This window comes from Pandoraea apista (genome assembly GCF_001465595.2).
Taxonomy (GTDB): Bacteria; Pseudomonadota; Gammaproteobacteria; order Burkholderiales; family Burkholderiaceae; genus Pandoraea; species Pandoraea apista.
Map to the genome: position 1 here is coordinate 3,046,400 of NZ_CP013481.2, position 25,441 is coordinate 3,071,840.

Here is a 25,441-nt window from a genome sequence, read left to right on the forward strand (position 1 = left end):
CGTCGGTTCGATCAGCGCGTGGCCACCACGAAAAGCCTCGGGAACGGCAGCAATACCGTACCGTCGGCCAGCGCCGGGTAAGCCTTCGCGATCTCGTCGGTATAACGCGTCAAAAACGCCTCGCGCGATGCCTCGTCGAGCTTCGCGAGAAACGGCCGCAATGCGCTGCCTTTGAACCACTCCACGACTGCCGGTGCGCCGCCCGCGAGCGGATGATAGTAGGTGGTGCGCCAGATATCCACGCGCGAGCACTGCGCGCGCAGCAACGGGTAGTAGAACGTTGCCCCATGGCGCGCGGTGCGTTCCGTGCCCTTAAGCGTTGCCGCCCAACGCGGGTCGGCCGCCACTTCACGCATGAGTCGGTGCGCAGGCTCGTCGAGATTGTCCGGGGTCTGCACGGCCAGCGAGCCGCCAGGCGCAAGACAATCGATCAGCCGCGGATACAGGGTCTCGTGATCGGGCAACCATTGCAGCACGGCGTTGGCGAGTATCACGTCGAACGGGCCGTCTTTCCAGTTGGCGATATCCGCAACGTCGAAGCGAAATTTCGGCAGGCGGGCGCGCGCGGCATCGACCATGTCCTGCGAGCTGTCCAGCCCGAGGACTTCCGCGTGCGGGTAACGCGCGGCGAGCACTTCTGTGGAATTGCCGGGACCGCAGCCGATATCGACTACGCGTGCGACGTTGCGATCGTCAAGCGTCGGAATCGCGGCAACGAGATCGCGCACGGGACGCGTGCGCTCATCTTCGAACTTCACATATTGCGCGGCTTGCCACGCAGGATTCACGGGGGCATTCGGCGAGGGGACTTGCGACATGACAGGCTCCGGCGAGGTGAAACAACAGCCGTCACGATATCAGGTCGCGGCCTGCAATGCCTCAACGAACACGCGCAGGTGCGATGCCTCGGCATCGGTAATCGCCCAGTACGTCATGCCACCCCGCCGCCAACGCGCTATGGCATACCCATCTGCGCCGGAGATCGTCGGCGCCGCCGCTCCCTTGTCGCGCGCAGGGAACGCATACAGATCGATCGGATGTTTGTCCGTTCGATAGACGAGCACGGCCACGGTGCGTCCGCCCACATAATCGAGCCGTCCGCCCTCTAGCGGGAAGCCCTTCGCGGAGAGATCCACGACAGGCGGCGCGTAATCGATGCGTCCGTTGAACCACGGCTTGACGGTGTGCTGATCGGTCGAGACCACGTCGATAGGGTGTTGCGAGAGCAGCGCACGCACATGACTCGCCACGATCTCCTGGGGCTGCACGCCGGTCGTCGCCTGTATCTCCTGCGAGTCTTGCGGCGGCGCAGGCGGACGCGCTACCAGCAACGCCATCGCCACCGCCAGCCCGCCGAGCAACGCCCCGCCCGCTCCGCCGAACAGCCACGGCGCCAGGCTCTGTCCCCAGGGGGCTTCCGTGCGCTTTTCGGGTTTTTCGGGTCTGCCTGACCTCGCCGGTCTGACGTCGGTCAGGGTGTCCGGTTTCACGTCCTCCTTTGTGTCCTGCTCAGTACCGGTCACCGGCAACGCCGCCGGCGAAGTCTTCACGCCGGCCGCAGGGCTTGCGTGACGTTCGGCACGCGCCAGTTCATCGCGCAAACGGTCTCGCAACGACTGCGGGGCATCGTTACGCAGCGAACCGTCGCGCAGCATCTTGCCCAGCGTTGTGACCTCGCCAGCGGGGGCGGCCAGCGTCGTGCCGCCCTTCCCCTCAGTCATCTCGGCCGCACGGGTCGTATCGTTGGGCTCATCGGGCTTATTCATCGCGTCCTCCCCGGGTGGTGCCGTCGAGCGGCAGGCGTGCGAGATGTGTGATTTGCGCCGACGGCGCATTCGGCACATTCGGCTCGTTCGATGTCACGGCGGCGGGCTTGTGCGCGGCGTCCTGCGCGGCACGTACGGCAGCGGCCAGCATCTGTCTGCCACGCGCCAGACGCGACATGACAGTGCCCGCAGGCACTCCCACAATCGTCTCGATTTCCCGGTAGCTCATGTCCTCCATCTCACGTAACACCAGCACCTCGCGGAAGACCACCGGCAACGTGGCCAGCGCGTCGCGCACCAACGTACGCTCGTCGCGGCGGACTGCGAGCATCTCCGGGTCGCCGGGCCCCGTGTCATCCCATCCCGGCAGACTCGCATCGCCGTGCAGGCCGTGTGTCGCCTCGTCGAACGGTGTGCCGTCTGCCGCATCGGAGCGGCGGCGCCACTCCGTGAGCCAGGTATTTCGCACAATGGCCAGCAGCCAAGCCCGTGCGTTCTCGCCGCGAAAGCCGTCGAAGAAGCGCAACGCCCGCAGGTAGGCTTCCTGCACGATATCGTCGGCATCGCTCGCGCTGCCGGACAACCATCGCGCAAGGTTGTACGCCGCATCGAGGTGCGGTAACGCCAGAGCTTCGAACCGTCCCGGCGCTTGCGCGCCAGGCTTGTCAGCGTCGGTCACCGGGGCCTCCCGAAGACGGGCATCGCAGTGCCCGAGTAGATCGGTCTGACGTCGCAATTGCGACATCCATGCGCTCATTGAATCACATCTGCCCTGAGTGACGGCTATTTCACGACGATCACGCCGGTCATGTGGGGATGAATCACGCAGTAGTACGGATATGTTCCCGGTTTGTCGAAAGTAAACGAGAAGGTGCCATCGGTGTCGAGCGCCCCCGACGCAAACGCTCGCGGGTTGCCCGAACTGGTCACGGTATGTGGTTCGTCGTCGTGGTTGGTCCACGTCACGCGCGTGCCTGCGCGCACAGTGAGCGTGGCAGGAGAGAACGTGAAATTGTCGATGTGAACGGCATTGGCAGCGTCGGCCGCATTCGCCAGCACAGGCAGCGTCAGCGCGAGGGTGAGGGTGAGCATGCCTGCGGTCACGACGGCCGCAGGCGTCAGCCCTATGCGCCGCAGTACGCTGCGCGCGCTCAGGAAGATCGGTTTCATGGAAGGTCTCCGGGCGCAGCGAATCTCAAGACGCCAATGTGGTGTCGCCGAGCAACGGCGCGCCGTCGAGCGTTGTGAAGTCGACGCGACGAATGCCAAGCGTTTGCCGCAGTTGCGAGGCGTCGACCTTCAGCGGCCCCGGGCCCGGGCCATCGCCCGGCGCGGGTTGCGGGAATGCGGTAGACATCGCGGTCTGCAAACGTACGTTGCCCTCCACCTTCTGCAATACCTGATGGATATGGCCGTTGAGCACCGTGACCGAACCGAACGGCCGCAGTAAGGCCAGCGCGCGCTCGCCGTCGTCGGTGCCCCAGCCCCATGCGGGATAGACCGACCACAACGGCATGTGCGTGAACACGACAAGCGGTGTGCTGTGGGAGCGCCCCTTGAGATCGGCGGCAAGCCACGCGAGTTGCGCATCACCGAGATACCCCATTCCGCCGGCCTTCAGATTGAGCACATTCACGAGTGCAACGAAATGCACGCCCCGTTGATCGAAGCTGTACCAGCCAGAACCGTGGGTGTCCGGTGAAAAGCGCGTGAAGAATGCATGGCCGTCGTCGCCGATGACGTCGTGTTCGCCGGGCACGTAGCGAGTCTCCAGCCCCGCCCCGTTCACGATCTGCTGCGCGATGTCGAATTCCTCGGGGCGAGAGAGATGGCTGACGTCCCCGGTATGGAGCATGAATGCCGGACGCTCGGCCGCCCCCCGAATCCGCTCGATGGCAGACTGAAGCGTGGCCGCAGGGTCGGGATTGGGCGCTTTATTGAAACCGATGTGGCTGTCGCTGATCTGCACGAATGTGAGTGCATGGCTGACCGGCATTTCCGCTGCGGCGGCAGCCCTCCCCAGCGATACGCCGCGCGGCACGCCGCCGTCGAGCGTCCACAAGATGCCGGCGCCCGCCCAAGCGAGACAGGCCATTGCCCTGCGCCGCGATATCGTTGGCGATACCTCACCGGCGGGCACCGGGCGGGCATCGTCAGACGTGACCTCCGGCTTGTCGTTCTCGTTGCGACTCATGACACACCTCCGCCCGATAAATGCGCTACCCGGCCCGCCACCATGACGGGTTTCGGGAGCGCCGTTATCCGTAATACCGGCAGGTGTGTCTTTTTATTCCCGGCAGGCGGGTATCGATGTCGGCGTCAGAGCGGCGAATACTGCCAGCGCTCGGTTGCCCCTGCCCGCCCCGGCGCATGGCACGACAACGGGTCTTCCAGCAAGCCCTGGCAGGCGTGGCCGACGGCAGCATTCGCCTCGCTCGCAAGCGCCGAGCGGCGAAGCAACGGGCGCGGGTCGACAGGCACGCCCCCTCTGCGAAGTTCGAAATGCAAATGCGCGCCTGTCACCATTCCGGTCTTGCCCACCGCGCCGATCACGTCGCCTGCCCTGACCGTCTGGCCGACGCGCAGTCCGCGAGCGGCGGCCGACAAATGCGCGTAGATCGTTTCGTTGTCGTAGCGGTGCTCGATCACCACGTAGCGACCGAACCCCCGACGCTCGTAGCCGATGGTCTTCACCACGCCCTGCGCCACCACGCGCACTGGCGCGCCGTGCGGGGCAACGAGATCGATCCCCGTGTGCGAGTGTTTTACCCGCCGCACGGGGTGGTATCGCGTGCCGTAATCGGACGAGATGCGCGAATACGTCACCGGCATCGCGAGCAATCTCGGTGCACGCGGGGTCAGCGTCGATGTCGTGGAAAGCGGATTCGATCGCGCCGTGAGCGCCACGGTGCGACAGCGCACGGCATTGGCGGTGACCGGCATTGGGTAGAACGACGTTGCCTTGCCGCAGACCGAATAGCGCGGCGTGGTACCGCCGCCCGATAGACTGGCGCTCGGAATGGAAGGTACGGCATGTAAGAGCGCAAATGACGGCGTCAGGCGCGGGTGCAGACGCAGTGGGTCACTCGCGTCGCCCGCGCTGGCCATCGCGGGCAGCGACAGGGCTATGCACAGCCAGACACATGCGGCACGCCAGCGAGAGCGATGGCCCTCGCCCCGCCCCAGCAGGCCTCGCGCACCGTCGTCCAGCGCGGCGCACGTACGCTTGAAGGAAGGAGAAGAGAATGACATCGCTCGAAGAAATGATTTCGGAAACGACGCAGTCTACGGGGCTAACGAGCGGAAATTAACGGGAAATCACTCAATGTTGGGCGCCGCAGCGGCCTAAACACCACCATTTGGGAACGTGCCTAGCGCAGTCGCTGCCCCCTGCCGATGCGAGCGCCCTGAATCGGCATCGCGTCCGCCAGGCATGTGCGCCCGACGGCGGGCCTGGCGGCGTCAACGTAGTCCATCGGCAGTGTCATTCGGACGCAGGACTACACGGCACCGGCCGTCGCCGGCATGGCCTGACGGCGCAGCAGACATCGGGCCGCCGGGCCACTGACATAGCGGTGCAATACGCCGCCGAGAATCGTGCACACCACCAGCACCGGCAGGTAGACGAGGAATGTCCAGCGCATGTCGCCGCCCATCATCGCGAGATAGGCAGGCGTCACGGCCAGCACGACAAACATGTGGCTCAGATAAATCTCGTAGCTCCAGCGCCCCATTTGGGTGAGCCAGCCGAGGCCGCGCGGCACCGCACGCGTCGATCCATGGGCGGCAACGAGCCAGAGTGCGGCGCTTGCGCAGAGCCACAACATGACAAAGTCATGCAGCGCTGCCCACAGCACATCTCCGAAAAAGACCACTGCGATCAAACCGGCAACGCCCACCGCGCCGGCAACCCGCGCGGTGCTGCGCGGCAGCGTGACCCGCTGCATCGCCAATGCCGTGAGGACTCCCCATGCGATCGCCGCCATGCCGGGCAAGTAAGCCTTCTCTTGCCAGATTTCGTTTCCTTGCAGCGCGGCGCGCGTCCACGGCAACGACACGGCCAGTGCCACGAGTGCCAGCACACGCCACGGGCCTCGCAGCACCAGACAGACAAGCGGAAAAGCCAGATAGAAACACGCTTCAATGGACAGCGACCAGAGCACGTCCCACGCACCGGGCAGCCAGTTCGTGCGGCCCTCATACCAGTTCAGCGTCATGGTGAGCGCCGCGCTCAGCGCACCGGCGAGCGATTGCCCCGGCTTATTGACGATGAAGCCCGGCACCGCCATCCAATGCATGACGGCGAGCACCGCCAGCAGCAATAGCAAGAGCGGAAAGATGCGCACGGCCCGTAAGGCGTAGAAGTTGCGCCAGTGCAGCGCGTCGAGCGAACCGTAACGCGCGAGAGAACGGCGTGTGATCACGAAACCGGAAATGACGAAGAACACGAACACGGCTTCGTAACCGTTGAAGCTCAAGCCGTTGATGACGCGCTTCGGCAGCACCTCCCCAAGCAGGCTCGGGCCGAGCGGCAGGCGAAATCTGAGCGCCAGGTGATGCACGACCACGAAAAGTATGGACAAGCCGCGCAACAGATCGATAGCGTCGTTGCGCGTGCGGGGCGGCGTCTCAAGCGCCGGGTGAAAAGCCATGAAATCTCCTCGGACGATGTGTCGGGGCGCCACATCCGCGGCCATCCTACTACGCCGTCGGTACACGAACACCCGTCGAATTCAACAGGGGCTGCCGCCTGTGCAATGCCCCCGTAATACGCATTTTTCCGAACGGCAAAAACGCATCGAACGATCCGCAGAAAGCGGTGTCTGACGGGATCAGCCCGCGCTGCCTTGAGTCGGAATTTGGTTCCGGTGCGGTGGCGCGCGTAAGATAGCGTATTCGCCCGAGGCGCCCTGCCATCGGGCCGTCTCTCGGTTGTCATGTCTAGTTCCTGGATCACTATTACCAATTTCGGCAGCGCCGCCGTGACGGTACCCGCAGCTGCCGCCCTGACTCTTTGGTTGCTCTCCGCCCGTGCGTGGCGCGTGGCGTTTGCCTGGGTGGCGCTGTTCGGGGCGGGCGCGCTTGTGGTTGCGGCCTCCAAGGTCATGTTCCTCGGCTGGGGGCTCGGTGTCCGCGAACTCGACTTCACCGGGGTGAGCGGCCATACGATGCTTGCGGCAACCGTCTATCCGGTGATTGCCTGGCTGCTCCTGCGTCGTCTCGCGTGGCCCTGGCGGGTGCTAGGCATGGCCGCAGCGGTCGCGGGCAGTGTGGCCGTCGGCGCCTCTCGGGTCGCACTCTCGGCGCACTCGATTTCGGAGTCGGTAGCTGGTTGTGCCGTGGGTTTTGCCGTATGCGCCGCGTTTGCGTGGTTCACGCGCCACGACGAAGCACCGAATCTCAAAACCCTGCCCATGGCCGCGAGTCTGTTCGTCCTCGTGATGTGGCTGCACGGAGAGCAAGTGCCAACGCAACGCTGGATCACCCATATTGCGCTGACCCTTTCCGGGCGCGAACAGCCATTCCGGCGGATCAGTTGGCTCGCACGCAAACCCTCGCCACCGCCTGCTGTGCCTGCGCTTCCGCCCGCAACGGCGATCCCCTCGCCCGCCCGGTGAGCCGTCTTCATGTGCGATGACGACACCCGCACGCAACTTGTCGCAGATCACGGAACTCATACGTGCTGTGCGTTATATTCTTCGAAACGCCAGATAGCGCTTTGACGTGACGGCACGGTGCACGCCGCGCATTGCCGTCCTCCCGATCTGCTTTCTTGCCGCACACAGCGCCCGTTCCGATGCCTGCGGCAAGCCCGAACGGAGCCCGCCATGCCTGCTCGCAGCGCCAAGACGTCCCCGTCGAAGTCCGAATCGTCGCTGAGCGCCTCCCGTGCGCGAGGTGCGCCCAAGACGACCCGCTCGCCAACGCGTCGCGCCACGCCGCACGGTCCGGCACCGGCCGACGCCGCAAATACTGTGGCCCCGCCGCAGTCCCTTGCTCCGCCGCCGGAGGCCGCTCCCCAACCACCTGCGACGTCGTTTACCGATCACCTCGATCGGGCCGCGATGGCGACGACCGCCCGCTTCACCGGCAATGTCTCGCCTGCGGCTGTCGCGCTGGCCTGGGCGGACTGGGCCATGCACGCCGCTACGGCACCCGGCCATCAACTCAATGTTTTCAAAGCGTTTGCCGCCATCGAAAAACCCACTGCGGGGCAAGCGGCACAACCGGCACAAGCGGCACAAGCGGCGAAAGCCAGCGGACCACCTGACACGGACCGGCGTTTTCGCGATCCCCTGTGGGACAACCCGCCGTTTTCGTGGTGGCGCGATCGTTTTCTGCGCACCCAGCACTTCGTCGACGAGATGACCGGAGAAATTCCCGGCGTCGAACCACATCACCGCGACGTGGTGCGCTTCATGACAAGACAATGGCTCGACGTCTTTTCACCGAGCAACCTCTGGTGCCTGAACCCCGAAGTGCTCTCCGCCATACGCGAGACCCAGGGCCAAAGCCTTGTGCGTGGCGCCCAGCGTTGGGGGTCCGATCTGCGCGATATTGCGGCGGGCCATGCGCCGGGGGCTGGACCGGAGGCGTGTCAGGCGTTTCGCGTTGGTCACGAGATCGCTGCGACGCCCGGCAAGGTCGTCTATCGCAACGCGTATTTCGAATTGCTTCAATACGCGCCGGCACAGGCTCAGACGTGGCGCGAACCGGTATTGATCGTGCCGTCTTGGCTGCTGAAGTACTACATTCTCGATCTGCAAGCCCAGCATTCCCTCGTGCGCTATCTGGTGGCGCAGGGTCATAGCGTTTTTATGATCTCGTGGCACAACCCCGGCCCGGAGGCGCGTGATCGGGGACTGGAAGATTATCTCGACGAAGGATTGCTCACGGCGCTGCGCGAGGTGGGCCGCTTGACCGATAACGCACCGGTGCACGCCTGCGGCTATTGCCTCGGGGGCACGCTGCTTGCGATTGCGGCAGCCACATTGGCGCGTGAGAAGGGAAAGAACAACGGGCACCCTGCGCTCGCCAGCATCACCTTGCTCGCCGCCCAGACCGACTTCAGTGAACCGGGCGAGTTGGGGCTGTTCATCGACGCGAGTCAGGTGGCCTATCTCGAAGCGATGATGTGGCGGCAGGGATACATCGGCGGGGAACAACTCGCCGGCACCTTCCAACTGCTCAATTCGCGCGACCTGATCTGGTCGCGGCTCATGCACGACTATCTGCTTGGCAAACCGGCGCAGACGACAGACTTCACGGTGTGGAATGCCGACACCACGCGCATTCCTGCACGGTTACATAGTCAATGTCTGCGTGAGTTGTATCTGAACAATGCGCTGGCGACTGGCGCGCTGAAGGTCGGCGGACAGCCGGTGGCGCTTTCGGATATTCGGGTGCCCATGTTCGTCGTGGCGACCGAGCGCGACCACATTTCACCGTGGCGGTCCGTCTACAAGATGCATCTGCTGTACCACGGCGATCTCACGTTTGCTCTCGTCTCAGGCGGGCATAACGTGGGGGTGGTTTGCGAACCGGGACATGCCCGCAGTCATCATCGCGTGGCCACGCGCGCAGCCGGTTCGGCGTATCCCTCCCCCGAGGAATGGTTTGCAACGACACCCGCCATGCCAAGCTCGTGGTGGCCCGCATGGCAGGCATGGCTGCTGGCGCAGGGCGGCGGCAAAGCCATTGCCGCCGCCTGGCCACCGGCACAAGCGCTGGAAGACGCGCCCGGGACTTACGTGCTCGAGCGATGAGGGTGAGCGCCGCCGCGCTTGGGCGGTACCCGGCCGTTGAGCGGCGCCTGTTGCGACACGGCCGCCTCGGTCGCCTGTGCAGCTTCCGTCGACATGCGACGCCACGCATCCATCGTTCCTTGCGTGGCGTCGTTGAACGCCTGGAACCACTTTTGCAGCGGCGCTTCGGCTGCCTTCGCGGCCTCACCGGCAGAGGTGCCCGCCCCGATCAGATCGGGCAGCGTCATCGCGCCGGCCATGCCGTGCTGAAGTTCTTCGCCCGTCTTGCGGCAATGTTCGGTCCAGAGCATTTGATTGTTGGCGCACACCGCCAGCCACTCCCGCCAGAACTCGTTTTGTAGCGCGAGTTGCCCGTTCACGAGTTGCAGATGCGCCGTAAAAAGCGCATTGAAGTCTTTGGCGCCACCAAGCGACTTTGCCGCTTCGGCATGCGCCTTGAGCAATGCGCCGTCGCGCTCCACTTGCAACTGATGCGTGCGTTGCGCAGCTTCCAGAAAAATGCCATAAGCGCCGAGCGCACTCGCAGTACCGAGTTTGACCAGCGTTAGTGCCGGATTCGTTTCCTTGGACATCGTGAATCTCCTGAGTAATGGACTGGGACTAGGACTAGCGGATTAGCTGTCGCGGTGCGTCACTCCATATGCATGCCACCGTTGATGGCAACGTTGCTGCCGGTGATGAATCCCGCATCGTCCGACACCAGAAAGGCGATCAGCGCGGCGACTTCATCCGGCCGCCCCAGTCGTCCGACCGGAATCTGCGGAAGAATGCGCGATTCGAGCACCTCCTGCGGCACGGCAGTGACCATCTTCGTCGCGAGATACCCCGGCGAGATCGTGTTGACGGTGACACCCGCCTTGGCGACCTCCAGCGCCAACGCTTTGGTGAACCCGTGCATGCCGGCCTTCGCGGCCGCGTAGTTCGCCTGACCGAAGGCGCCGCGACTTCCATTGACCGACGAGATGTTGACGATACGGCCCCAGCCGCGCGCGACCATGCCGCCAAAAATCGGCCGGGTCATGTTGAACACGCTATCCAGATCCGTACGCAATACCGACTGCCAATCCTCGGAAGTCATCTTGCGCATCGTGGCGTCGCGCGTAATGCCTGCATTGTTGATGAGAATGTCCACCCGGCCGGTGTCCGACTCGACGGCTTTTGCGCACGCTTCGCAAGACGCGAAGTCGGCTACGTCGACACGATAGGCCGCGAAGTCGCGGCCCGTCTCGCGCATGCGCGAGACCCAGCCTTCGCAATCGCGATTCGAGGGGGAACAAGTCACCGCAACGCGGTACCCGGCGTCGGCAAGGCGCACGCTGATGGCCTCGCCCAAGCCACCCATGCCGCCTGTGACCAATGCTATTCGTGCTGTCATGGCTATCCGTCTCCGGCTAACGTCAATCGTTAAACTTCGGATACATCCAGCATAGTCGTGAACTACCGACTTGCTGCTACGCGAGCTCCCCTTGACACACCTTTCGCTTGATTTCGGTCAACCTCCCGCGCTCACACCGTACTGACTGCGCGAAAAAGCTCGCCGGCGGCCTCTGCTTACGGCGCCGCTCGCGTCGTGAAATGCCGGGATCTTCGCTACGATGTCGCCAGTCATTGCAACTGGCCCGAGTGCGACTCAATGCGTGCGACAACGTTCCTCGGATGTGACAATTTGTCCCGGACGCCACCTCCCCTGAATCGGCGACGCAGCGCCTCGCATGCGTCAAATGGCATGCAATGCCTGCACGCGCCGCGTGTACCTTCCCTAGGTATCGTATTCCAAAATAACTGGGCGGTCGGGCTTTCGCCCATCGTCAAAAACAATCCAATGACGCGCCCCTATCGATAGTCATAGGGTGAGCGAATTTACCCCCCGATGCGCCGTTGCAGAGCGTCGGCAATCCATATATCATCGCCCGTAGATTTTTTCCGGATCGCGCCGTTTTGCCGATCGTCAGGCCGTCAGATGGTAACGCCGGGCGTCACTTTCCTGTGACTGCCCGATTGTCGACGCTTGCCCGGCGAACGTGGCGCGAACTTGTTGTCTTGTCTCCCGGATGTCTCACTTTCAGAGTCACAAGCGCATGATGCCTCTTCCGCCCGATATCGCACCACGCCGCCGGCTCGCGCTGGCCATTGCCACTGCCGCCATTACCGCTGCATCGTTGGCCGCCTGTTCGCGCAAAGCCCCGCCGGAGGCGCCTCCGCGCCCGGTCGTGGCCGTTGCCGCCAAGCTTGCCGAGACGACACCTATCGCGTCGCTGCCCGCGCAAATTGAGGCGCGCTATGCCACGCCGCTGTCGTTTCGCGTCGCGGGCAAGATCATCGACCGGTCGGTGCGGCTCGGCGATGCCGTGAAGGCAGGCCAGGTCGTCGCCCGCCTCGATCCGGCCGATCTGTCGAAGAACGCCGCCAGCGCTCGCGCACAGCTCGACGCCGCCCAGCACCAATTGGACTACGCAACGCAAACCGTCACGCGTGACCGCGCGCAGGCGCGGGAAAACCTGATCGCCCCTGCGCAGCTCGAGCAATCCGAGAACGCGTATGCGAGTGCATTGGCACAGCGCAATCAGGCGAGTCAGCAAGCCGCACTGGCGGGCGACCAGTTGAGTTACGGCAATCTCAAAGCCGATCGCGACGGTGTCATTACCGCCGAGCAGGCGGATACCGGCCAGAACGTGAGCGCGGGTCAACCGGTATATCAATTGGCATGGACGGGCGATGTGGATGTGATTGCCGACGTGCCCGAAGCCGCGCTCAGCGCATTCCGTATCGGGCAAATGGCGACCGTCTCGCTGCCGGCCGTCCCCGGCAAGACATGGCAGGCGCGCGTGCGCGAAATCGCCCCGGCGGCCGATCCGATGAGCCGCACCTATCGCGCCAAACTCTCTCTGCTGTCTCCCGGGCCTGACGTCAAACTCGGTATGACGGCGAACGTCGCCTTCGCACAACCGTTTGCCGCACCGGCACCTGCAACCACGACGGCCTCGGGGGCAGCCGCCCAGCCACCCGTGGCAAATGCTCAGCCGATCACCCTGCCTTCGACCGCGCTCTTCCACGACGGCGATCAACCCGCCGTGTGGGTCGTCAAGCCAGACGACACGCTGGTGCTGCGGCGCGTGAAAATTGCCCGTTACGGCGAGCGCACCATCACCGTCGCAGGCGGCATTCAGCCCGGCGAGCGCATCGTCTGGCAAGGCGTTCACACTGTCACGGCCGGCGAAAAGGTCCGCGTGATCCCGCCCCTGCACGCTGAGGACTTTGCGTCATGAGCACACTGGACGGGAAGCCGCCCGTGCCCCAGCCATCCTCCGCCGAACCGCAGGATTACCGCCACGAAGAAGGTCGCTTCAACCTCTCCGCGTGGGCTCTGCGGCATCGCGCGCTCGTGATCTTCCTGATCGCGATGGCGACGATCTTCGGCATTCTCGCGTACTCGCGCCTCGCGCAGTCGGAAGACCCGCCATTCACGTTCCGTGTGATGGTGATCCGCACGTTCTGGCCCGGCGCGACCGCCAAACAAGTGCAGGAACAGGTCACCGACCGGATTGCTCGCAAGCTTCAGGAAATGCCGTCGATCGACTTCCAGCGCAGCTATTCGCGCCCGGGCGAGTCGCTGTTGTTCTTCGCGATGAAGGACTCGGCGCCCGCGAGCGAAGTCCCCGAGGAGTGGTATCAGGTCCGCAAGAAAGTCGGCGATATCGCCTACACATTGCCGCAAGGTGTGCAGGGACCGTTCTTCAACGACGAGTTCGGCGACGTCTACACGCACATCTTCACGCTCGAAGGCGACGGCTTCGGCCCCGCCCAGTTGCGCGATTACGCCGACTCGCTGCGCACCGTGCTCCTGCGCGTGCCGGGCGTGGCGAAGGTCGATTACTTCGGCGATCAGGACCAGCGTATCTATGTCGAGATCAACAACACGCAACTGACGCGTCTGGGCATTTCGCCGAACGAGATTGCGCAAGCCGTGGGCAGCCAGAACGCGGTCTCGCCGGCGGGCACCATCGAGACGCCCAACGACCGGCTGGTCGTGCGCCCGAGCGGCCAGTTCCGCAGTGTCGACGAACTTGCCGACACACTCATTCGCGTGAACAACCGCACCTTCCGCCTCGGCGACATCGCCACGATCAAGCGAGGTTACGTCGACCCGCCCGTGTCGCAAATGCGCTTCGGCGGCAAGCCGGTTCTCGGCATCGGCATCACCATGCAGAAGGGGCAAGACGTCGTTCACCTCGGCAAAGCGTTGACCCGCACAATGAGCGACCTGCGCGCCCAGTTGCCTGCCGGCCTCAAGCTGACCGAAGTGGCGAGCATGTCGCAGTCCGTCTCGCATTCGGTCGACGACTTCCTGGAAGCCGTGGCCGAAGCCGTCGCTATCGTGCTGATCGTGAGCCTCGTGTCCCTGGGATTCCGCACCGGCATGGTCGTGGTGATCTCGATTCCGGTCGTGCTCGCCGTCACGTCGCTGTTCATGTACATCTTCGACATCGGCCTGCACAAGGTGTCGCTCGGCACACTGATTCTGGCACTCGGCCTGTTGGTGGACGACGCCATCATCGCGGTCGAAATGATGGCGGTGAAGCTCGCACAGGGCTGGAATCGCAAGCGCGCCGCCGCCTTTGCCTACACCAGCACGGCATTCCCGATGCTCACCGGTACGCTGGTGACGGTATCGGGCTTTCTGCCTATCGCGCTCGCCAAGTCGAGCACCGGCGAATACACGCGCTCGATCTTCGAAGTCTCGGCCATCGCGCTGCTTGCGTCGTGGCTGGCGGCTGTCGTGCTCATTCCGCTGCTCGGCTACAAGCTGCTGCCCGAGCGGCCGCGCGAAGCGCATCACGCCGACGATCACGAGCATGAGGTGTACGACACTAAGTTCTACAACCGCCTGCGCGGCTGGCTGACGTGGTGCATCGAGCGCAAGATCGTCGTGCTCGTGATTACCGTGGTGCTGTTCCTGATCTCGATGGCCGGTTTCTCACTTGTGCCGCAGCAGTTCTTCCCGAGTTCCGATCGACCGGAACTGATGGTGGATCTTCGCTTGCAGGAAGGCGCATCCTATCAGGCGACGCTTCGTGAGACGGAGCGTCTGGAGAAAATGCTCGAAGGCCGCAAGGAGATCGACCACACGGTAAGCTTCGTCGGCACTGGCGCGCCCCGCTTCTACCTGCCGCTCGATCAGCAACTGCCCACGCCGAACTTCGCGCAACTGGTGATCACTGCCAAGTCCGTGGAAGATCGCGAGGCACTCGCGCAGTGGCTCGAACCGAAATTGCGCGACGCCATGCCCGGCGTACGCACACGTTTGTCGCGCCTGGAAAATGGGCCGCCGGTCGGCTTTCCCGTGCAGTTCCGTGTCAGCGGCGACGACATCGGCACGGTGCGCAAGATTTCCGAACAAGTGGCGGAGGTCATGCGGGCAAACGGCGACACGCTCGACGTACAGTTCGACTGGGACGAGCCGTCGCAGCGCTCGGTGCGCTTCGAAGTCGATCAGCAGAAGGCTCGTGCGCTGGGCGTGAGCTCGACGGACATTTCGAACTTCATCGCCATGACACTCACGGGGTACGACATCAGCCAATATCGTGAGCGCGACAAGCTGATCTCGATCACGTTGCGTGCACCGAAAGCCGAACGCGTCGACCCGGCGAAGATCGCCACGCTCGCCATGCCCACACCGAACGGCCCGGTGCCGCTGGCCACGCTCGGTCATGTGGTGAACGATCTGGAATACGGTGTGATCTGGGAGCGCGACCGTCAGCCGACCATCACCGTGCGATCGGACGTGCGTGCCGGCAAGCAGGGGATCGACGTGACCGAAGCCGTCTACAAGAAACTGGACGGCATTCGCCGCGCGCTGCCGGTCGGCTACCGCATCGAGATCGGCGGCTCGGTCGAAGAGTCGGCCAAGGGACAATCGTCGATCAACGCGCAAATGCCGATCATGATCATTGCCGTGCTTACGCTGCTGATGATTCAGCTTCAGAGCTTCGCACGCACCATGCTCGTCGTTCTCACCGCCCCGCTCGGCATGATCGGCGTGGTGGCCACGCTGCTGCTGTTCGGCAAGCCCTTCGGCTTCGTGGCCATGCTGGGGGTGATCGCCATGTTCGGCATCATCATGCGTAACTCGGTGATTCTGGTCGACCAGATCGAGCAAGACATCGCTGCCGGTCACCCGCGCTTCGACGCGATCGTGAGCGCCACCGTGCGACGCTTCCGCCCAATCACGCTGACCGCGGCAGCGGCCGTGCTGGCGCTGATTCCGCTGTTGCGCAGCAACTTCTTCGGTCCGATGGCGACCGCGCTGATGGGCGGTATCACCAGCGCCACCATCCTGACCGTGTTTTTCCTGCCGGCGTTGTATGCCACGGCGTTCCGCGTGCGCCACCACGAGCGCGCGTCGCAACCCGCTGCGCCGTCCGGCAGCTCGCAAGGAGACCGCTCATGACGCGCTTCATCCTGCGTGGGCGCTCGCGCTCGCGCCAGTTCATCGTCGCGCGCCTTTCGCCTCTGGCTGCGCTGGTGCCGCTCGTGCTGGCCGGCTGTTCGTTCGCGCCGAGCGACAAACCGCCCGCGATGCCCTCGCCGGCTCACTATGGCGTGAACGCGCTGCCCGCCAACACCGTCAGCGCTCAAGGCACCTCGCAACAGTTCGACGTCGGCGCGCCGCCGGTGAAGGCGTGGTGGCAGGCGTATCGGTCAGACAAGCTCAACGCGCTTGTCGATGAAGGTCTGCGCAACAGCCCTAACCTGGCGTCCGCCAATCATGCGTTGCAGGCAGCACGCGAACAGTTGAAGGCCCAGATCGGGGAGTCGCTGTTCCCGTCGATCGACATCGGCGGCCAGGCGGCGCGCGAGCGCAATCTGGGAATTCCGACGTTCGGCCCGCCGACCGCGCTCTACAACATGTTCGTCGGGCAAATTCAGGCGCGCTACACGTTCGATTTCTTCGGCGCGTCGCGCTTTGCGAATGCGTCGCTGGCGGCCCAGGTCGATCAACAGGCGTTCCAGTTGGAATCGGCACGTCAGGCCCTCGCGGCAAACATTGTCTCGGGCGCGATCGGCGCGTCGGTGCTTGGGGCGCAGGTCAAGGCGACCGAGCGTCTTGTCGAACTGGCGCAGGCCGATGCCACGGACATGGCGCGCCGCGAAGCGCTCGGCGCGGTATCGCGTGCCGATGCGCTGGCGTCGGCGCAAACGGCGGAATCGCTGGCAGCGTCGCTGCCGGGCTTGCGTGCGCAATGGCAATCCACTCGCCACGCACTGGCCGTACTGCTCGGCCGCACGCCGGATCAGGCCCCCGACGATCTCTCGCTGGGCGAACTCAAGGTGCCCGAGAGGGTGCCGGTCGCGGTGCCGTCTACCTTGTTGCAGACACGCCCGGATATTCAGGCAGCCGAGATGGCGTTGAAGGCGGCATCGGCCGAAGTGGGCGTGGCCACCGCCCAGATGTTCCCGAGCCTGTCGCTGACGGCTTCGATGGGCAAAGGCGGCTTTAACTGGCCGACAGTGATGTCGAACGCCGGGTCGCTGTGGAGCATTGCCGGTTCGCTGACACAGCCCCTCTTCCACGGCGGCGCGCTGCTTGCGCAACGCCGCGCGGCAAAGGAAACGTACGAGGCCGCCGTCGACCAATACAAGCAGACAGTGCTTACCGCGTTCAAGAACGTGGCGGACACGCTGGCGTCGCTCGAAGCGGACAATACGTCGCTGCTGCACGCCGACAATTCCAGTGCGGCGGCCGAGCAAATCTACCGCGACACGGCAGCGCGTGTGCGTCTGGGCGCCCTGCCCGTCTCGGCCGCGCGCGCTCGCGAACAGCAGTACTGGAACGCCTATATGACGACAGTGCGTGCAACCGGCGCGCGTTTGTCGGATACTGCGCTCCTGTTTTACGCGATGGGGGTACCGCCGGAACCGGCTGCCGACGCCGCCGCGCCTGCCTCGCCCGAGACGGCGATACCGGCGCGGGCGTCAGCGGCGGACTCGCCGGCGGTACGCCCCGCGCAAGATGTAGCCCGAAGATGACAGCCACACCGATTACGCGGGGCCGACGCCCCAAACACCTGCCTGACGGCCGCGCGGCTTTGCTGAGCGCGGCCATCCATGCCTTCGCGCAGCTCGGCTACGACGGCGCGAACCTGCGCGGCATCGCTCGCGCTGCGAAGGTCGACGCGAGCCTCGTACGCGTGCATTTCGGCTCGAAAGAGCAGTTATGGCGTGCGTGCGTCGACACGCTCGAAGCCGCGCTTGCCGGGCCCGGCGAACATTTGCGTGCGCTGTCGCTCGACACGTCGCGCCCGGTGACGGACCGCCTCAAGGAAGCGATTTCCGTCGTCGCTGCACATGCCATGCATTACCCGGAGCACAAGCAGTTCATCGCGCAACACGCGTCCGAGACCGGCGAGCGTGGTGCGATCCTGCACCGGCATCTGGTCATGCCCGTGTACGAGTGTATGGAGCCGCTGATCACGCAAGGCATGCAGGCCGGCGTGGTACGCGCGGAGCACCCCGAGATGTATTTCTGTCTGCTTGTGCACGCGCTGCATCCGCCACCCGGCTCGCCCGTGCTGATGCAGTTGATCGCCCCGGAAGTGGGGGGCGAGGCGTTTGGCCCCGCGCTTCTCAAGCAGGTCGAAATGGTGTTCTTCGCAACCCCCGACAAGAAGCGCTGACGCAACGGCCCGCGTTCCCATGACAACGCGTCACGATGCCGTCGTCAGATGCGCCGCCAGGCGGCGCAGCATCGCGTCGCAACCCGCCAGTTGCTCGACGCTCACGAACTCGTCGGGCTTGTGGCCCTGATCCATGCTCCCCGGGCCGCACACCACGGTCGGAATCCCTACCTCGTTGAACAGGCCGCCTTCGGTGCCGAACGCCACCGTGCCGAAGTCGTCCGATCCGCTCAGCGTTGCCAGCAAACGCGCGGCGTCGCTGTCGGGTGGCGTCGCCAATCCCGGATAGGCCGACAGCGGAATCAGACGAATGCCGGTGTCTGGCTTGATCGCCTGCATGCGGGGCAACAAGTCCTCGTCGGCGTAGCGTTGCAGAGCGTCCGCGACGCGATTCGCATCGAAACCCGGCAGGGCCCGCACCTCGAAGTCGAACTCGCATTCGGCCGGCACAATATTCAACGCACGGCCACCCTTGATAACGCCTGTCTGAACCGTGGAGTACGGCGGATCGAATCGCGTATCGTGATGCTCCGGTTGCGCGAGTTCGTCACCGATTTCCTCAAGGCAATTAATGAGCTTCGCGGCGTACTGGATCGCATTGACCCCATATGGCGCATACGCGGAATGACACGGCGCCCCCTTCACGCAACAGCGCATCGCCAGTTTGCCTTTATGACCAAGCACCGGTTTGAGGGCCGTGGGTTCGCCGATCAGGCACAAGACCGGCTTGTGAGGGCGCTTCGCGATCTCCGCAAGCATCGGCCGCACGCCCAGGCACCCGATCTCCTCGTCGTAGGAGAAGGCTAGATGCACGGGCATCTGCAATTCGCGTCCGATGAAATGCGGCACTGCCGCGAGCACCGACGCCAGAAACCCTTTCATGTCGGCCGTGCCGCGACCGTAAAGTCGTCCGTCTTTTTCGACGAGGCGGAACGGATCTACCGTCCACGCCTGTCCGTCGACAGGCACCACATCGGTGTGTCCCGACAGCACAATGCCGCCGCGATCCTGCGGGCCGATGGTGGCAAACAGATTCGCCTTGGTACGCTCGTCGTTGTAGAACAGTTCGCTTTGCACCCCCTGCTGCCCGAGGTAATCGCGAATGAACTCGATCATTGCCAGATTGGAATCGCGGCTGACAGTCGCGAATCCGATCAATCGTTCGAGCAGCGTGCGACTCGACAGCTCATTCATCGCCCGGCACTCCGTAGCTCGGCGCGGCCGTGGGATTCAGAGCGCGGGTGATGTAATCCTGCATTTGCGGCCGATACGCCTGCCATAGGCCGTCGAGCTTGCCGATAGGATCGTCGTCGGCCCAATCGACGCGCAGATCGACGATGGGCCACACCAGATCGCCCACGATCTTCAACGCTGCCGAGTGCACCGGCCCGGCCTCCCCGCCGCTGGCCATCGCGGCGTGCATTGCGGCCAGCAATCGGTCTGCCAGTGCGCCGGACGTGCGCTCGAACGCCGGCACCATCGATTCGATGACCGCGCGGCTCGTCAGCATGTTGCCTGCCGCGACACATTGCTCGCCCGCCACGGCGTGATACGTGCCAAGCGCCTGATCACCGCTGAAGAACGCCGTGCGACCTTGCGCGTCGACCACCGCGACCTGCCTGTACTCGCGCCATTCGCTCTCGGCGAGCGCGCGCTGCAATGCCGTTGCCGGGTCGATATTGCCTTGTGCCAGGCGCTCGAGAATTTGAGGCCCCAGCGCGGGCAGCGTAACGTTTTGCGTGGCAACCGCACCGACGTTCGCGCGCAACCACGGACACCGAGCCCCCACGGCAATGCTCGACGAACTGATCGCAATGCCGAGTTGCCCGGTGCGTGCGCACCGTCCCACGATAGAGAAAGTCATATGCGCTCCTTATGCGCCGGAGGGCGTCCATCCGTCGGGAATCACCGCGATGACGTCGATTTCCATCAACCACTCGGGCTGTCCCAGCGCGACGACCGTGAGTCCGGTGGAGATTGGAAACACCCCCTTGAGCCACTTGCCCACTTCACGGTAGACCGGCTCGCGAAAACGCACGTCGGTCAGATAGGTAGTGGTCTTGACCACATGCGACAGGTCGCTGCCCGCCTCTTCGAGCAACTGCTTGACGTTTTTCATCGCCTGCTCGGCTTGAGCACGCGGATCGCCCAACCCCACCAGATTGCCGTCGAAGTCCGTGCCGATCTGACCGCGCACGTAGACCGTATTGCCAGCGCGCACGGCCTGACACAGATCGTTATCGAGCGATTGATTCGGGTACGTATCCTTGGTGTTGAACATGCGGATACGAGTATGCGTAGGCTGGCTCATGGACGGTTCCTCAGTTCGTTGGTGTGTCGTAGTAGGCGAGATATTTGCGTTGGGTGGCAATGTGATCCGCGATATGTCTTGCGTCGTGCCACACCCCCCAAATGAATGACGAGCCGCGGCGCGACAGCCATGGCAGTCCGAGGAAGTACACGCCCGGCTCCTTCGAGACACCGCGTTGATGCCTGGGCTTGCCGTTTTCATCGAAGGCGTCGACCTGCAGCCAGCCGAAATCGACGGCATAGCCGGTAGCCCAGACGATCGACGTCACGCCTGCTTTTTCCAGATCGAGTTCCAGCAGCGGATGCGTGAGGCATGCCGGATCGGCAGGAATGACTCGCGCCTCGGGCTCCTCGGGCAATTCGAGACCGTTGCGCGCGGCATAGGCGTCGGCTGCGTCAAGGAGCGACAGATAGTTTTCGTCTCCCCTGGCGATGTTGTCCGCGAGATCGGCCTGGAACCGGGCAACACCGTTCTCGAACGATTGCGTCAGGCCGGTGAGCGTGACACCCTCGTGCGCCAGCCGCCGGAAGTCCACCGTATGCCCACCGCGCGCACCGCTGACGGCAATGGTCACGTGTTCTTTGCCGGGGCGCATGACTTCCGCATCCCACTCGCCGAGCACGCCCAGCCACCAGCAGAAGTCACGCCCGCGATACCCGCGCGGCGGCCGGTCATGCGGGCCGACCGACAGATAGACTTGCCGGCCGGCGCGGTTCAACTCGTCGGCGATTTGCACGCCCGACGATCCGGCGCCCACGACGATCACGTTGCCGGACGGCAATTGCTCCGGATTCCGGTAGTCGGCGGAATGTATCTGCGTGAGACGCGCGTCTCTGGGCGCGATCGGCGGAATGACCGGACGCTGGAACGGTCCGGTCGCCACCACCACCCGCAGCGCTTCGAGCGTGCCGTCCGACGTCTCGACGGTGAATCCCGGACGCCCTGCGTTGCGCACAACCTTCGTCACCTCCACCCCTGTGCGGATGGGGGCTTCGATCTTGCGCGCGTAGTCGACAAAGTAGTCCGCCACCTGCTCCTTGGACGCAAAGGCATCGGGATCGACGCCCGCAAACGTCATGTTGGGGAACCGGTCGTGCCAAGCCGGGCCATTGGCCACGAGCGAATCCCAACGTCCTGTGCGCCAGCGCTCCGCGATACGCGAGCGCTCCAGCACGAGATGCGGCACGCCGAGCTTGCTCAGGTGCTCGCTCATCGCCACGCCGGCCTGACCGGCGCCCACGACGAGCGTATCGATTGACGTTGTTTGCACTGTCATGGCTTGCGTCCTTCCGAAGGCAGATTGATTGCGACGCCCCACATACGGGTGGGTCATTCGCGGCAATCTACGCGCCTCGACAGAATCCGAAAAATATATTTAAAAAATGCAAGGCATCGGATTTGACTATGCAGACTTTTTTTTCGGTTTCACAATGCCTTCGAACCATGCCGCCCAATGGAGCGATGCCGATGGACAATCAGCCCCTGCGCTACTCGCTGCGTCAATTGCGCTATTTCGTGGTCACGGCGGAGGTTTTGTCCTTCACCGCAGCGGCCAAACGGCTGCATATTTCGCAGCCCTCTATCTCTACGGCGCTCGCCGATCTCGAAGTGTCGTTCGGCGTGCAATTATTCATCCGGCATCACGCGAGCGGCCTGTCGCTCACCCAAGCGGGGCGCGACCTGCTCGGACAGGCCCGCAACCTGCTCAAGACCGCCGAGGAATTGCAAATGACCGCCAAAGAGATGGACGGCGGCATGACGGGCTCCATTGCGCTGGGCTGCCTCGCCTCGCTCGCGCCGCCGCTGATGCCCGGCCTCATCAGTCACTTCACGCAAGAGCACGCCGGCATCTCGTTTCGCACGGTAGAGGCGCATCAGGACGGGCTGCTGCGCGGCCTGCACGACGGCTCGCTCGACATCGTGCTCACCTACAGCCTCGATCTGAGCGAGGACATTGCCTTCACGCCGCTGCTCTCGCTGCCGCCCTACGCCATCTTGCCGCGCACGCACCGGCTGGCGCGCGCCCGCAAGGTCTCGCTCGCCGATCTGTTGCCGGAGCCCTACGTCATGCTCGATCTGCCGCACAGCCGCGAATACTTCGCCGCCTTGTTCGACGCTGTGGGCAATCGCCCCGTGCCCGCGTTCCGGTCCTCGCAGCCGGAAGTGGTGCGCGGCATGGTGGCGAACGGGCTGGGCTACAGCCTGCTGAATTTCCCGCTCAAGTCGAATCGCACGGTGGACGGCGAGGAGTTCGTCGTCAAGCGCTTCAAGGACAACGTCAACGCCACCATGTTGGGTATTGCCCAATCGCGCACGATGAAACCGCGCCGGGTCGTGGAGCGCTTTGCCTCCTTTTCCGAGAACTACATCCGCCGCCTGCACCTGTCGTCGCAATGACACGCGGCGCCGGCGCCCATTGACGGCTGCATAGGGAAAACCTTTGCCCTGTATCCGAAAACAATATTTTGGCTGGCAATTTGGCTTGATAGATTGATGTTCATCTTGAGTGCGGTGCGCTAAGGCCTGGGCTTTGCCTGATGCGTTCCGGCGAATGAACGGAGGGCTTCATGGCTGACCAGACAGAGACGATCGCAGTGCAAACGCTGATCGACGCGCTGCGTGCAGGTGGCGAACGCTCATTCGACGACGCACGGGCCATGCCGCCCGGTGTGTACACGTCGCCTGAATTTCTCGCAAGAGAACAGCGCGACATCTTCGCGCACGAATGGCAGTGCGTGGGCCGGGCAAGCACGCTTGCCGAACCCGGCGACTACCTCAGCGCCCAGATCGGCGACCAGCCCATCGTCGTGGTGCGCGACGAGCAAATGCAATTGCGCGCCATGTCGAACGTCTGCCTGCACCGCATGTCGGTGCTGCTCGAAGGCCGTGGCAACGTCAGGCGAATCATCTGCCCGTATCACGCATGGAATTACTCGCTCGACGGCGCGCTCAAGGGCGCGCCGATGATGGACCAGCAAGCTGGCTTCTGCAAGGAGAGCTATCGGTTGCCGGCCATTCGCTGCGAGCAATGGCAAGGCTGGATCTATGTAACGCTCGATAACGACGCGCCGCCTGTCGGCCAGCAGCTCGCCGGTCTCACCGAGCTGATCGCGCCTTACGGCATGACCGACTACATCGAAACTTTCTATGAAGAGCACGTCTGGGATACGAACTGGAAAATCCTTGCCGAGAACTTCATGGAGAGCTATCACCTGCCGATGCTGCACCGCGCCACGGTAGGCCCGCATTCGAAGCTCGAAGAAATGGAATGCCCGCCCGGCCACCCGGCGTTCAATTACCACTGGATCACCAAGGAAGCCACGCTGCCCATCGGCAACGCGCATCCCGGCAATACACGGCTCGAAGGACACTGGCGCAAGACCACCGCCCTGCTCGCCATCTACCCGACGCACCTCGTCACGCTCACCCCCGGGTACTTCTGGTATCTCGTGCTTCAGCCGCGCGGCGTCGAGCGCGTGCATATCCGCTTCGGTGGCGGCCTTTCACCCGAGTTCATTGCCGATGAGCAGGCCAACGCTCACATGGTCACGCTCAAGGCGCTGCTCGACGAAGTCAACGCCGAAGACCGGCGTGGCGTGGAGGCCGTGTTCCGAGGCGTACACGCGCCGCTCGCCAGGCCGGGGCATCTGAGCCGGCTGGAGCGCCCGAACTACGATTTCGCCCGCTACCTGGCCGCCAAGCTGGCGCAGCCCTAAGTTTCGAAGACAGGACGCAATCACGATGTCGACCTCATCCTTCATTTCGTTCTCGGGCGTGAGCAAGTCTTATGACGGCGTGCAATGCGTTGTCGACGACCTGAACCTCGACGTGAGCAAAGGCGAGTTCTTGTCGCTGCTCGGCCCGTCCGGCTCGGGCAAAACGACAACGCTCATGATGCTCGCCGGTTTCGAGTCGCCCACGCACGGCGAAATTCGTCTGGACGGCAAGCGTCTGGACGACAAACCGCCACACCGCCGCGACATCGGCATGGTGTTTCAGAATTACGCGCTGTTTCCGCATCTGACCATTGCGCAGAACGTCGCCTTTCCGCTTTCCGTGAGGCGGGTGAGCCGCGCAGAGCAAGACATCCGTGTCAAACGCGCACTCGACATGATCGAGTTGTCGCACCTCGCCAATCGGCGGCCCGCGCAACTCTCCGGCGGACAGCAGCAGCGCGTGGCCCTCGCGCGTGCGCTGGTGTTCGAGCCGAGCGTCGTGCTGATGGACGAACCGCTCGGCGCGCTAGACAAGCGTCTGCGCGAAACGATGCAGTACGAGATCATGCGGCTGCATCGCGAACTGTCGCTCACCATTGTCTACGTGACGCACGATCAGGCCGAAGCGCTGACGATGTCGGATCGCGTGGCCGTGTTCTCCGACGGACGCATTCAACAGGCCGCCCCACCCAGTGAACTATACGAGAACGCACAGAACGCGTTCGTTGCCAACTTCGTGGGCGAGAACAATGGCCTGACGGGACATGTCGTGAGCGTGCATGACGGCTGGGCGACGCTTGCCCTGTCGGACGGCAGCCTGATTCGCGGCCGCTGCGAACAAGGACTGGGCGCCGGCGACGACGCGATGCTTGCGCTGCGCCCCGAGCGCGCGCACATTCCCGGACCGGACGGCCTGAGCACCGATCCGCAGAACAACGTCGTACGTGCCCGCGTGGATGAGATCGTGTACTGCGGCGACCACCATCGTGTGCACCTCACGCTTGGCTCGCGCGACGCCATCGTGGTGAAAGTTCCCAATACCCAGCGCCATGCCTTGCCCGGCGCCGGCGACACCATCGACGTGGCGTGGCGTCACGACGATTGCAAGATTCTCGCCGTATGCGCGCCGCGCACGGCACAGACGATCCGTTCTCCCAACCCGCTTTCCCCGTCCCTCATCTTGACCGCACCTGCAGGAGCCAACTGA

22 protein-coding genes are annotated in these 25,441 nt (G+C 64.0%); 9 read left to right on the plus strand and 13 right to left on the minus strand.

The features are described 5' to 3' along the window. Window positions 1–11: 11 nt before the first annotated feature. The 7 genes from tam to AT395_RS14045 form a co-directional block, all read right to left on the minus strand. A complete protein-coding gene (gene tam, locus AT395_RS14015) occupies window positions 12–818 on the minus strand; it encodes a trans-aconitate 2-methyltransferase (protein WP_042116063.1) in 807 nt (268 codons plus the stop codon). Window positions 819–857: 39 nt separating this feature from the next. Then, entirely contained in the window at window positions 858–1,766 is a 909-nt protein-coding gene (locus AT395_RS25915; protein ID WP_072632835.1) for an anti-sigma factor family protein, read from the minus strand. Further along, complete coding sequence (locus AT395_RS14025) at window positions 1,759–2,511, minus strand: RNA polymerase sigma factor (protein WP_082164850.1); 753 nt, start codon at window positions 2,509–2,511, stop codon at window positions 1,759–1,761. Before AT395_RS14025 ends, AT395_RS25915 begins: the two co-directional genes overlap by 8 nt. Window positions 2,512–2,549: 38 nt before the next feature. Beyond that, window positions 2,550–2,936: a cupredoxin domain-containing protein gene (locus tag AT395_RS14030; RefSeq protein ID WP_072632836.1), complete on the minus strand. Its 387-nt coding sequence runs from the start codon at window positions 2,934–2,936 to the stop codon at window positions 2,550–2,552. A gap of 25 nt (window positions 2,937–2,961) precedes the next feature. Next, entirely contained in the window at window positions 2,962–3,861 is a 900-nt protein-coding gene (locus AT395_RS14035) for a metallophosphoesterase family protein (RefSeq protein ID WP_042118559.1), read from the minus strand. A 224-nt stretch (window positions 3,862–4,085) separates the two neighbouring features. Then, the gene (locus AT395_RS14040) at window positions 4,086–5,018 is read right to left on the minus strand and encodes a M23 family metallopeptidase (protein WP_058375207.1); all 933 of its coding nucleotides are present in this window, start codon (window positions 5,016–5,018) and stop codon (window positions 4,086–4,088) included. Between the two features lie 248 nt (window positions 5,019–5,266). After that, window positions 5,267–6,418 (minus strand): acyltransferase family protein, encoded by a 1,152-nt coding sequence (locus tag AT395_RS14045; RefSeq protein ID WP_048629530.1) that lies wholly within the window; start codon window positions 6,416–6,418, stop codon window positions 5,267–5,269. Window positions 6,419–6,703: 285 nt separating this feature from the next. Here AT395_RS14045 and AT395_RS14050 point away from each other — a divergent pair, with 285 nt between their 5' ends. Together AT395_RS14050 and AT395_RS14055 are read left to right on the plus strand one after the other, a co-directional pair. Continuing rightward, window positions 6,704–7,384, plus strand: a complete 681-nt coding sequence (locus tag AT395_RS14050) for a phosphatase PAP2 family protein (protein WP_042116065.1) — start codon at window positions 6,704–6,706, stop codon at window positions 7,382–7,384. Window positions 7,385–7,594: 210 nt separating this feature from the next. Next, complete coding sequence (locus AT395_RS14055) at window positions 7,595–9,532, plus strand: PHA/PHB synthase family protein (RefSeq protein WP_082164851.1); 1,938 nt, start codon at window positions 7,595–7,597, stop codon at window positions 9,530–9,532. On the opposite strand, the gene AT395_RS14060 is transcribed toward AT395_RS14055, so the two are convergent. Together AT395_RS14060 and phbB are read right to left on the minus strand one after the other, a co-directional pair. Beyond that, on the minus strand, window positions 9,514–10,104 hold the full coding sequence (locus tag AT395_RS14060) for a hypothetical protein (RefSeq protein WP_042116067.1): 591 nt from the start codon (window positions 10,102–10,104) through the stop codon (window positions 9,514–9,516). The two genes, AT395_RS14055 and AT395_RS14060, sit on opposite strands and share 19 nt — an antisense overlap. A gap of 59 nt (window positions 10,105–10,163) precedes the next feature. Continuing rightward, window positions 10,164–10,907, minus strand: a complete 744-nt coding sequence (phbB, locus tag AT395_RS14065) for an acetoacetyl-CoA reductase (RefSeq protein WP_048629531.1) — start codon at window positions 10,905–10,907, stop codon at window positions 10,164–10,166. 706 nt (window positions 10,908–11,613) lie between these two features. Here phbB and AT395_RS14070 point away from each other — a divergent pair. The 4 genes from AT395_RS14070 to AT395_RS14085 are packed head-to-tail and all read left to right on the plus strand — an operon-like array spanning window position 11,614 to window position 18,207. Then, complete coding sequence (locus tag AT395_RS14070) at window positions 11,614–12,798, plus strand: efflux RND transporter periplasmic adaptor subunit (protein ID WP_042118564.1); 1,185 nt, start codon at window positions 11,614–11,616, stop codon at window positions 12,796–12,798. Next, on the plus strand, window positions 12,795–15,980 hold the full coding sequence (locus AT395_RS14075) for an efflux RND transporter permease subunit (RefSeq protein ID WP_042116071.1): 3,186 nt from the start codon (window positions 12,795–12,797) through the stop codon (window positions 15,978–15,980). The genes AT395_RS14070 and AT395_RS14075 overlap by 4 nt, the downstream gene beginning before the upstream one ends. Next, window positions 15,977–17,560, plus strand: coding sequence for an efflux transporter outer membrane subunit (locus tag AT395_RS14080; protein ID WP_048629532.1), 1,584 nt, complete (start codon window positions 15,977–15,979; stop codon window positions 17,558–17,560). Before AT395_RS14075 ends, AT395_RS14080 begins: the two co-directional genes overlap by 4 nt. Next, window positions 17,557–18,207, plus strand: a complete 651-nt coding sequence (locus AT395_RS14085) for a TetR/AcrR family transcriptional regulator (RefSeq protein ID WP_048629533.1) — start codon at window positions 17,557–17,559, stop codon at window positions 18,205–18,207. Before AT395_RS14080 ends, AT395_RS14085 begins: the two co-directional genes overlap by 4 nt. Before the next feature lie 30 nt (window positions 18,208–18,237). On the opposite strand, the gene argE is transcribed toward AT395_RS14085, so the two are convergent. Genes argE through AT395_RS14105 form a run of 4 tightly spaced genes read right to left on the minus strand, consistent with a single transcriptional unit; the run spans window position 18,238 to window position 21,794 of the window. Beyond that, complete coding sequence (gene argE / locus AT395_RS14090; RefSeq protein ID WP_042116074.1) at window positions 18,238–19,401, minus strand: acetylornithine deacetylase; 1,164 nt, start codon at window positions 19,399–19,401, stop codon at window positions 18,238–18,240. Next, entirely contained in the window at window positions 19,394–20,071 is a 678-nt protein-coding gene (locus tag AT395_RS14095; RefSeq protein WP_048629534.1) for a DUF1028 domain-containing protein, read from the minus strand. Before AT395_RS14095 ends, argE begins: the two co-directional genes overlap by 8 nt. 9 nt (window positions 20,072–20,080) lie before the next feature. Continuing rightward, a complete protein-coding gene (locus AT395_RS14100; protein WP_048629535.1) occupies window positions 20,081–20,518 on the minus strand; it encodes a RidA family protein in 438 nt (145 codons plus the stop codon). Between the two features lie 10 nt (window positions 20,519–20,528). After that, entirely contained in the window at window positions 20,529–21,794 is a 1,266-nt protein-coding gene (locus AT395_RS14105) for a flavin-containing monooxygenase (RefSeq protein ID WP_048629536.1), read from the minus strand. Window positions 21,795–21,985: 191 nt separating this feature from the next. On the opposite strand from AT395_RS14105, the gene AT395_RS14110 reads away from it, so the two are divergent. The 3 genes from AT395_RS14110 to AT395_RS14120 all read left to right on the plus strand — a co-directional run bounded on the left by AT395_RS14110 (window position 21,986) and on the right by AT395_RS14120 (window position 25,441). After that, on the plus strand, window positions 21,986–22,915 hold the full coding sequence (locus AT395_RS14110) for a LysR family transcriptional regulator (RefSeq protein ID WP_042116078.1): 930 nt from the start codon (window positions 21,986–21,988) through the stop codon (window positions 22,913–22,915). Between the two features lie 170 nt (window positions 22,916–23,085). Beyond that, window positions 23,086–24,234, plus strand: a complete 1,149-nt coding sequence (locus AT395_RS14115) for an aromatic ring-hydroxylating oxygenase subunit alpha (protein WP_042116079.1) — start codon at window positions 23,086–23,088, stop codon at window positions 24,232–24,234. Window positions 24,235–24,259: 25 nt separating this feature from the next. Continuing rightward, window positions 24,260–25,441: an ABC transporter ATP-binding protein gene (locus AT395_RS14120; protein WP_048629537.1), complete on the plus strand. Its 1,182-nt coding sequence runs from the start codon at window positions 24,260–24,262 to the stop codon at window positions 25,439–25,441.

What these genes read in the sequence shown, in the direction of transcription:
- tam (WP_042116063.1), bottom strand. Translation starts at nt 818, where the DNA reads ATGTCGCAAGTCCCCTCGCCGAATGCCCCCGTGAATCCTGCGTGGCAA.
- AT395_RS25915 (WP_072632835.1), bottom strand. Translation starts at nt 1,766, where the DNA reads ATGAATAAGCCCGATGAGCCCAACGATACGACCCGTGCGGCCGAGATG.
- AT395_RS14025 (WP_082164850.1), bottom strand. Translation starts at nt 2,511, where the DNA reads ATGTCGCAATTGCGACGTCAGACCGATCTACTCGGGCACTGCGATGCC.
- AT395_RS14030 (WP_072632836.1), bottom strand. Translation starts at nt 2,936, where the DNA reads ATGAAACCGATCTTCCTGAGCGCGCGCAGCGTACTGCGGCGCATAGGG.
- AT395_RS14035 (WP_042118559.1), bottom strand. Translation starts at nt 3,861, where the DNA reads ATGGCCTGTCTCGCTTGGGCGGGCGCCGGCATCTTGTGGACGCTCGAC.
- AT395_RS14040 (WP_058375207.1), bottom strand. Translation starts at nt 5,018, where the DNA reads ATGTCATTCTCTTCTCCTTCCTTCAAGCGTACGTGCGCCGCGCTGGAC.
- AT395_RS14045 (WP_048629530.1), bottom strand. Translation starts at nt 6,418, where the DNA reads ATGGCTTTTCACCCGGCGCTTGAGACGCCGCCCCGCACGCGCAACGAC.
- AT395_RS14050 (WP_042116065.1), top strand. Translation starts at nt 6,704, where the DNA reads ATGTCTAGTTCCTGGATCACTATTACCAATTTCGGCAGCGCCGCCGTG.
- AT395_RS14055 (WP_082164851.1), top strand. Translation starts at nt 7,595, where the DNA reads ATGCCTGCTCGCAGCGCCAAGACGTCCCCGTCGAAGTCCGAATCGTCG.
- AT395_RS14060 (WP_042116067.1), bottom strand. Translation starts at nt 10,104, where the DNA reads ATGTCCAAGGAAACGAATCCGGCACTAACGCTGGTCAAACTCGGTACT.
- phbB (WP_048629531.1), bottom strand. Translation starts at nt 10,907, where the DNA reads ATGACAGCACGAATAGCATTGGTCACAGGCGGCATGGGTGGCTTGGGC.
- AT395_RS14070 (WP_042118564.1), top strand. Translation starts at nt 11,614, where the DNA reads ATGCCTCTTCCGCCCGATATCGCACCACGCCGCCGGCTCGCGCTGGCC.
- AT395_RS14075 (WP_042116071.1), top strand. Translation starts at nt 12,795, where the DNA reads ATGAGCACACTGGACGGGAAGCCGCCCGTGCCCCAGCCATCCTCCGCC.
- AT395_RS14080 (WP_048629532.1), top strand. Translation starts at nt 15,977, where the DNA reads ATGACGCGCTTCATCCTGCGTGGGCGCTCGCGCTCGCGCCAGTTCATC.
- AT395_RS14085 (WP_048629533.1), top strand. Translation starts at nt 17,557, where the DNA reads ATGACAGCCACACCGATTACGCGGGGCCGACGCCCCAAACACCTGCCT.
- argE (WP_042116074.1), bottom strand. Translation starts at nt 19,401, where the DNA reads ATGAATGAGCTGTCGAGTCGCACGCTGCTCGAACGATTGATCGGATTC.
- AT395_RS14095 (WP_048629534.1), bottom strand. Translation starts at nt 20,071, where the DNA reads ATGACTTTCTCTATCGTGGGACGGTGCGCACGCACCGGGCAACTCGGC.
- AT395_RS14100 (WP_048629535.1), bottom strand. Translation starts at nt 20,518, where the DNA reads ATGAGCCAGCCTACGCATACTCGTATCCGCATGTTCAACACCAAGGAT.
- AT395_RS14105 (WP_048629536.1), bottom strand. Translation starts at nt 21,794, where the DNA reads ATGACAGTGCAAACAACGTCAATCGATACGCTCGTCGTGGGCGCCGGT.
- AT395_RS14110 (WP_042116078.1), top strand. Translation starts at nt 21,986, where the DNA reads ATGGACAATCAGCCCCTGCGCTACTCGCTGCGTCAATTGCGCTATTTC.
- AT395_RS14115 (WP_042116079.1), top strand. Translation starts at nt 23,086, where the DNA reads ATGGCTGACCAGACAGAGACGATCGCAGTGCAAACGCTGATCGACGCG.
- AT395_RS14120 (WP_048629537.1), top strand. Translation starts at nt 24,260, where the DNA reads ATGTCGACCTCATCCTTCATTTCGTTCTCGGGCGTGAGCAAGTCTTAT.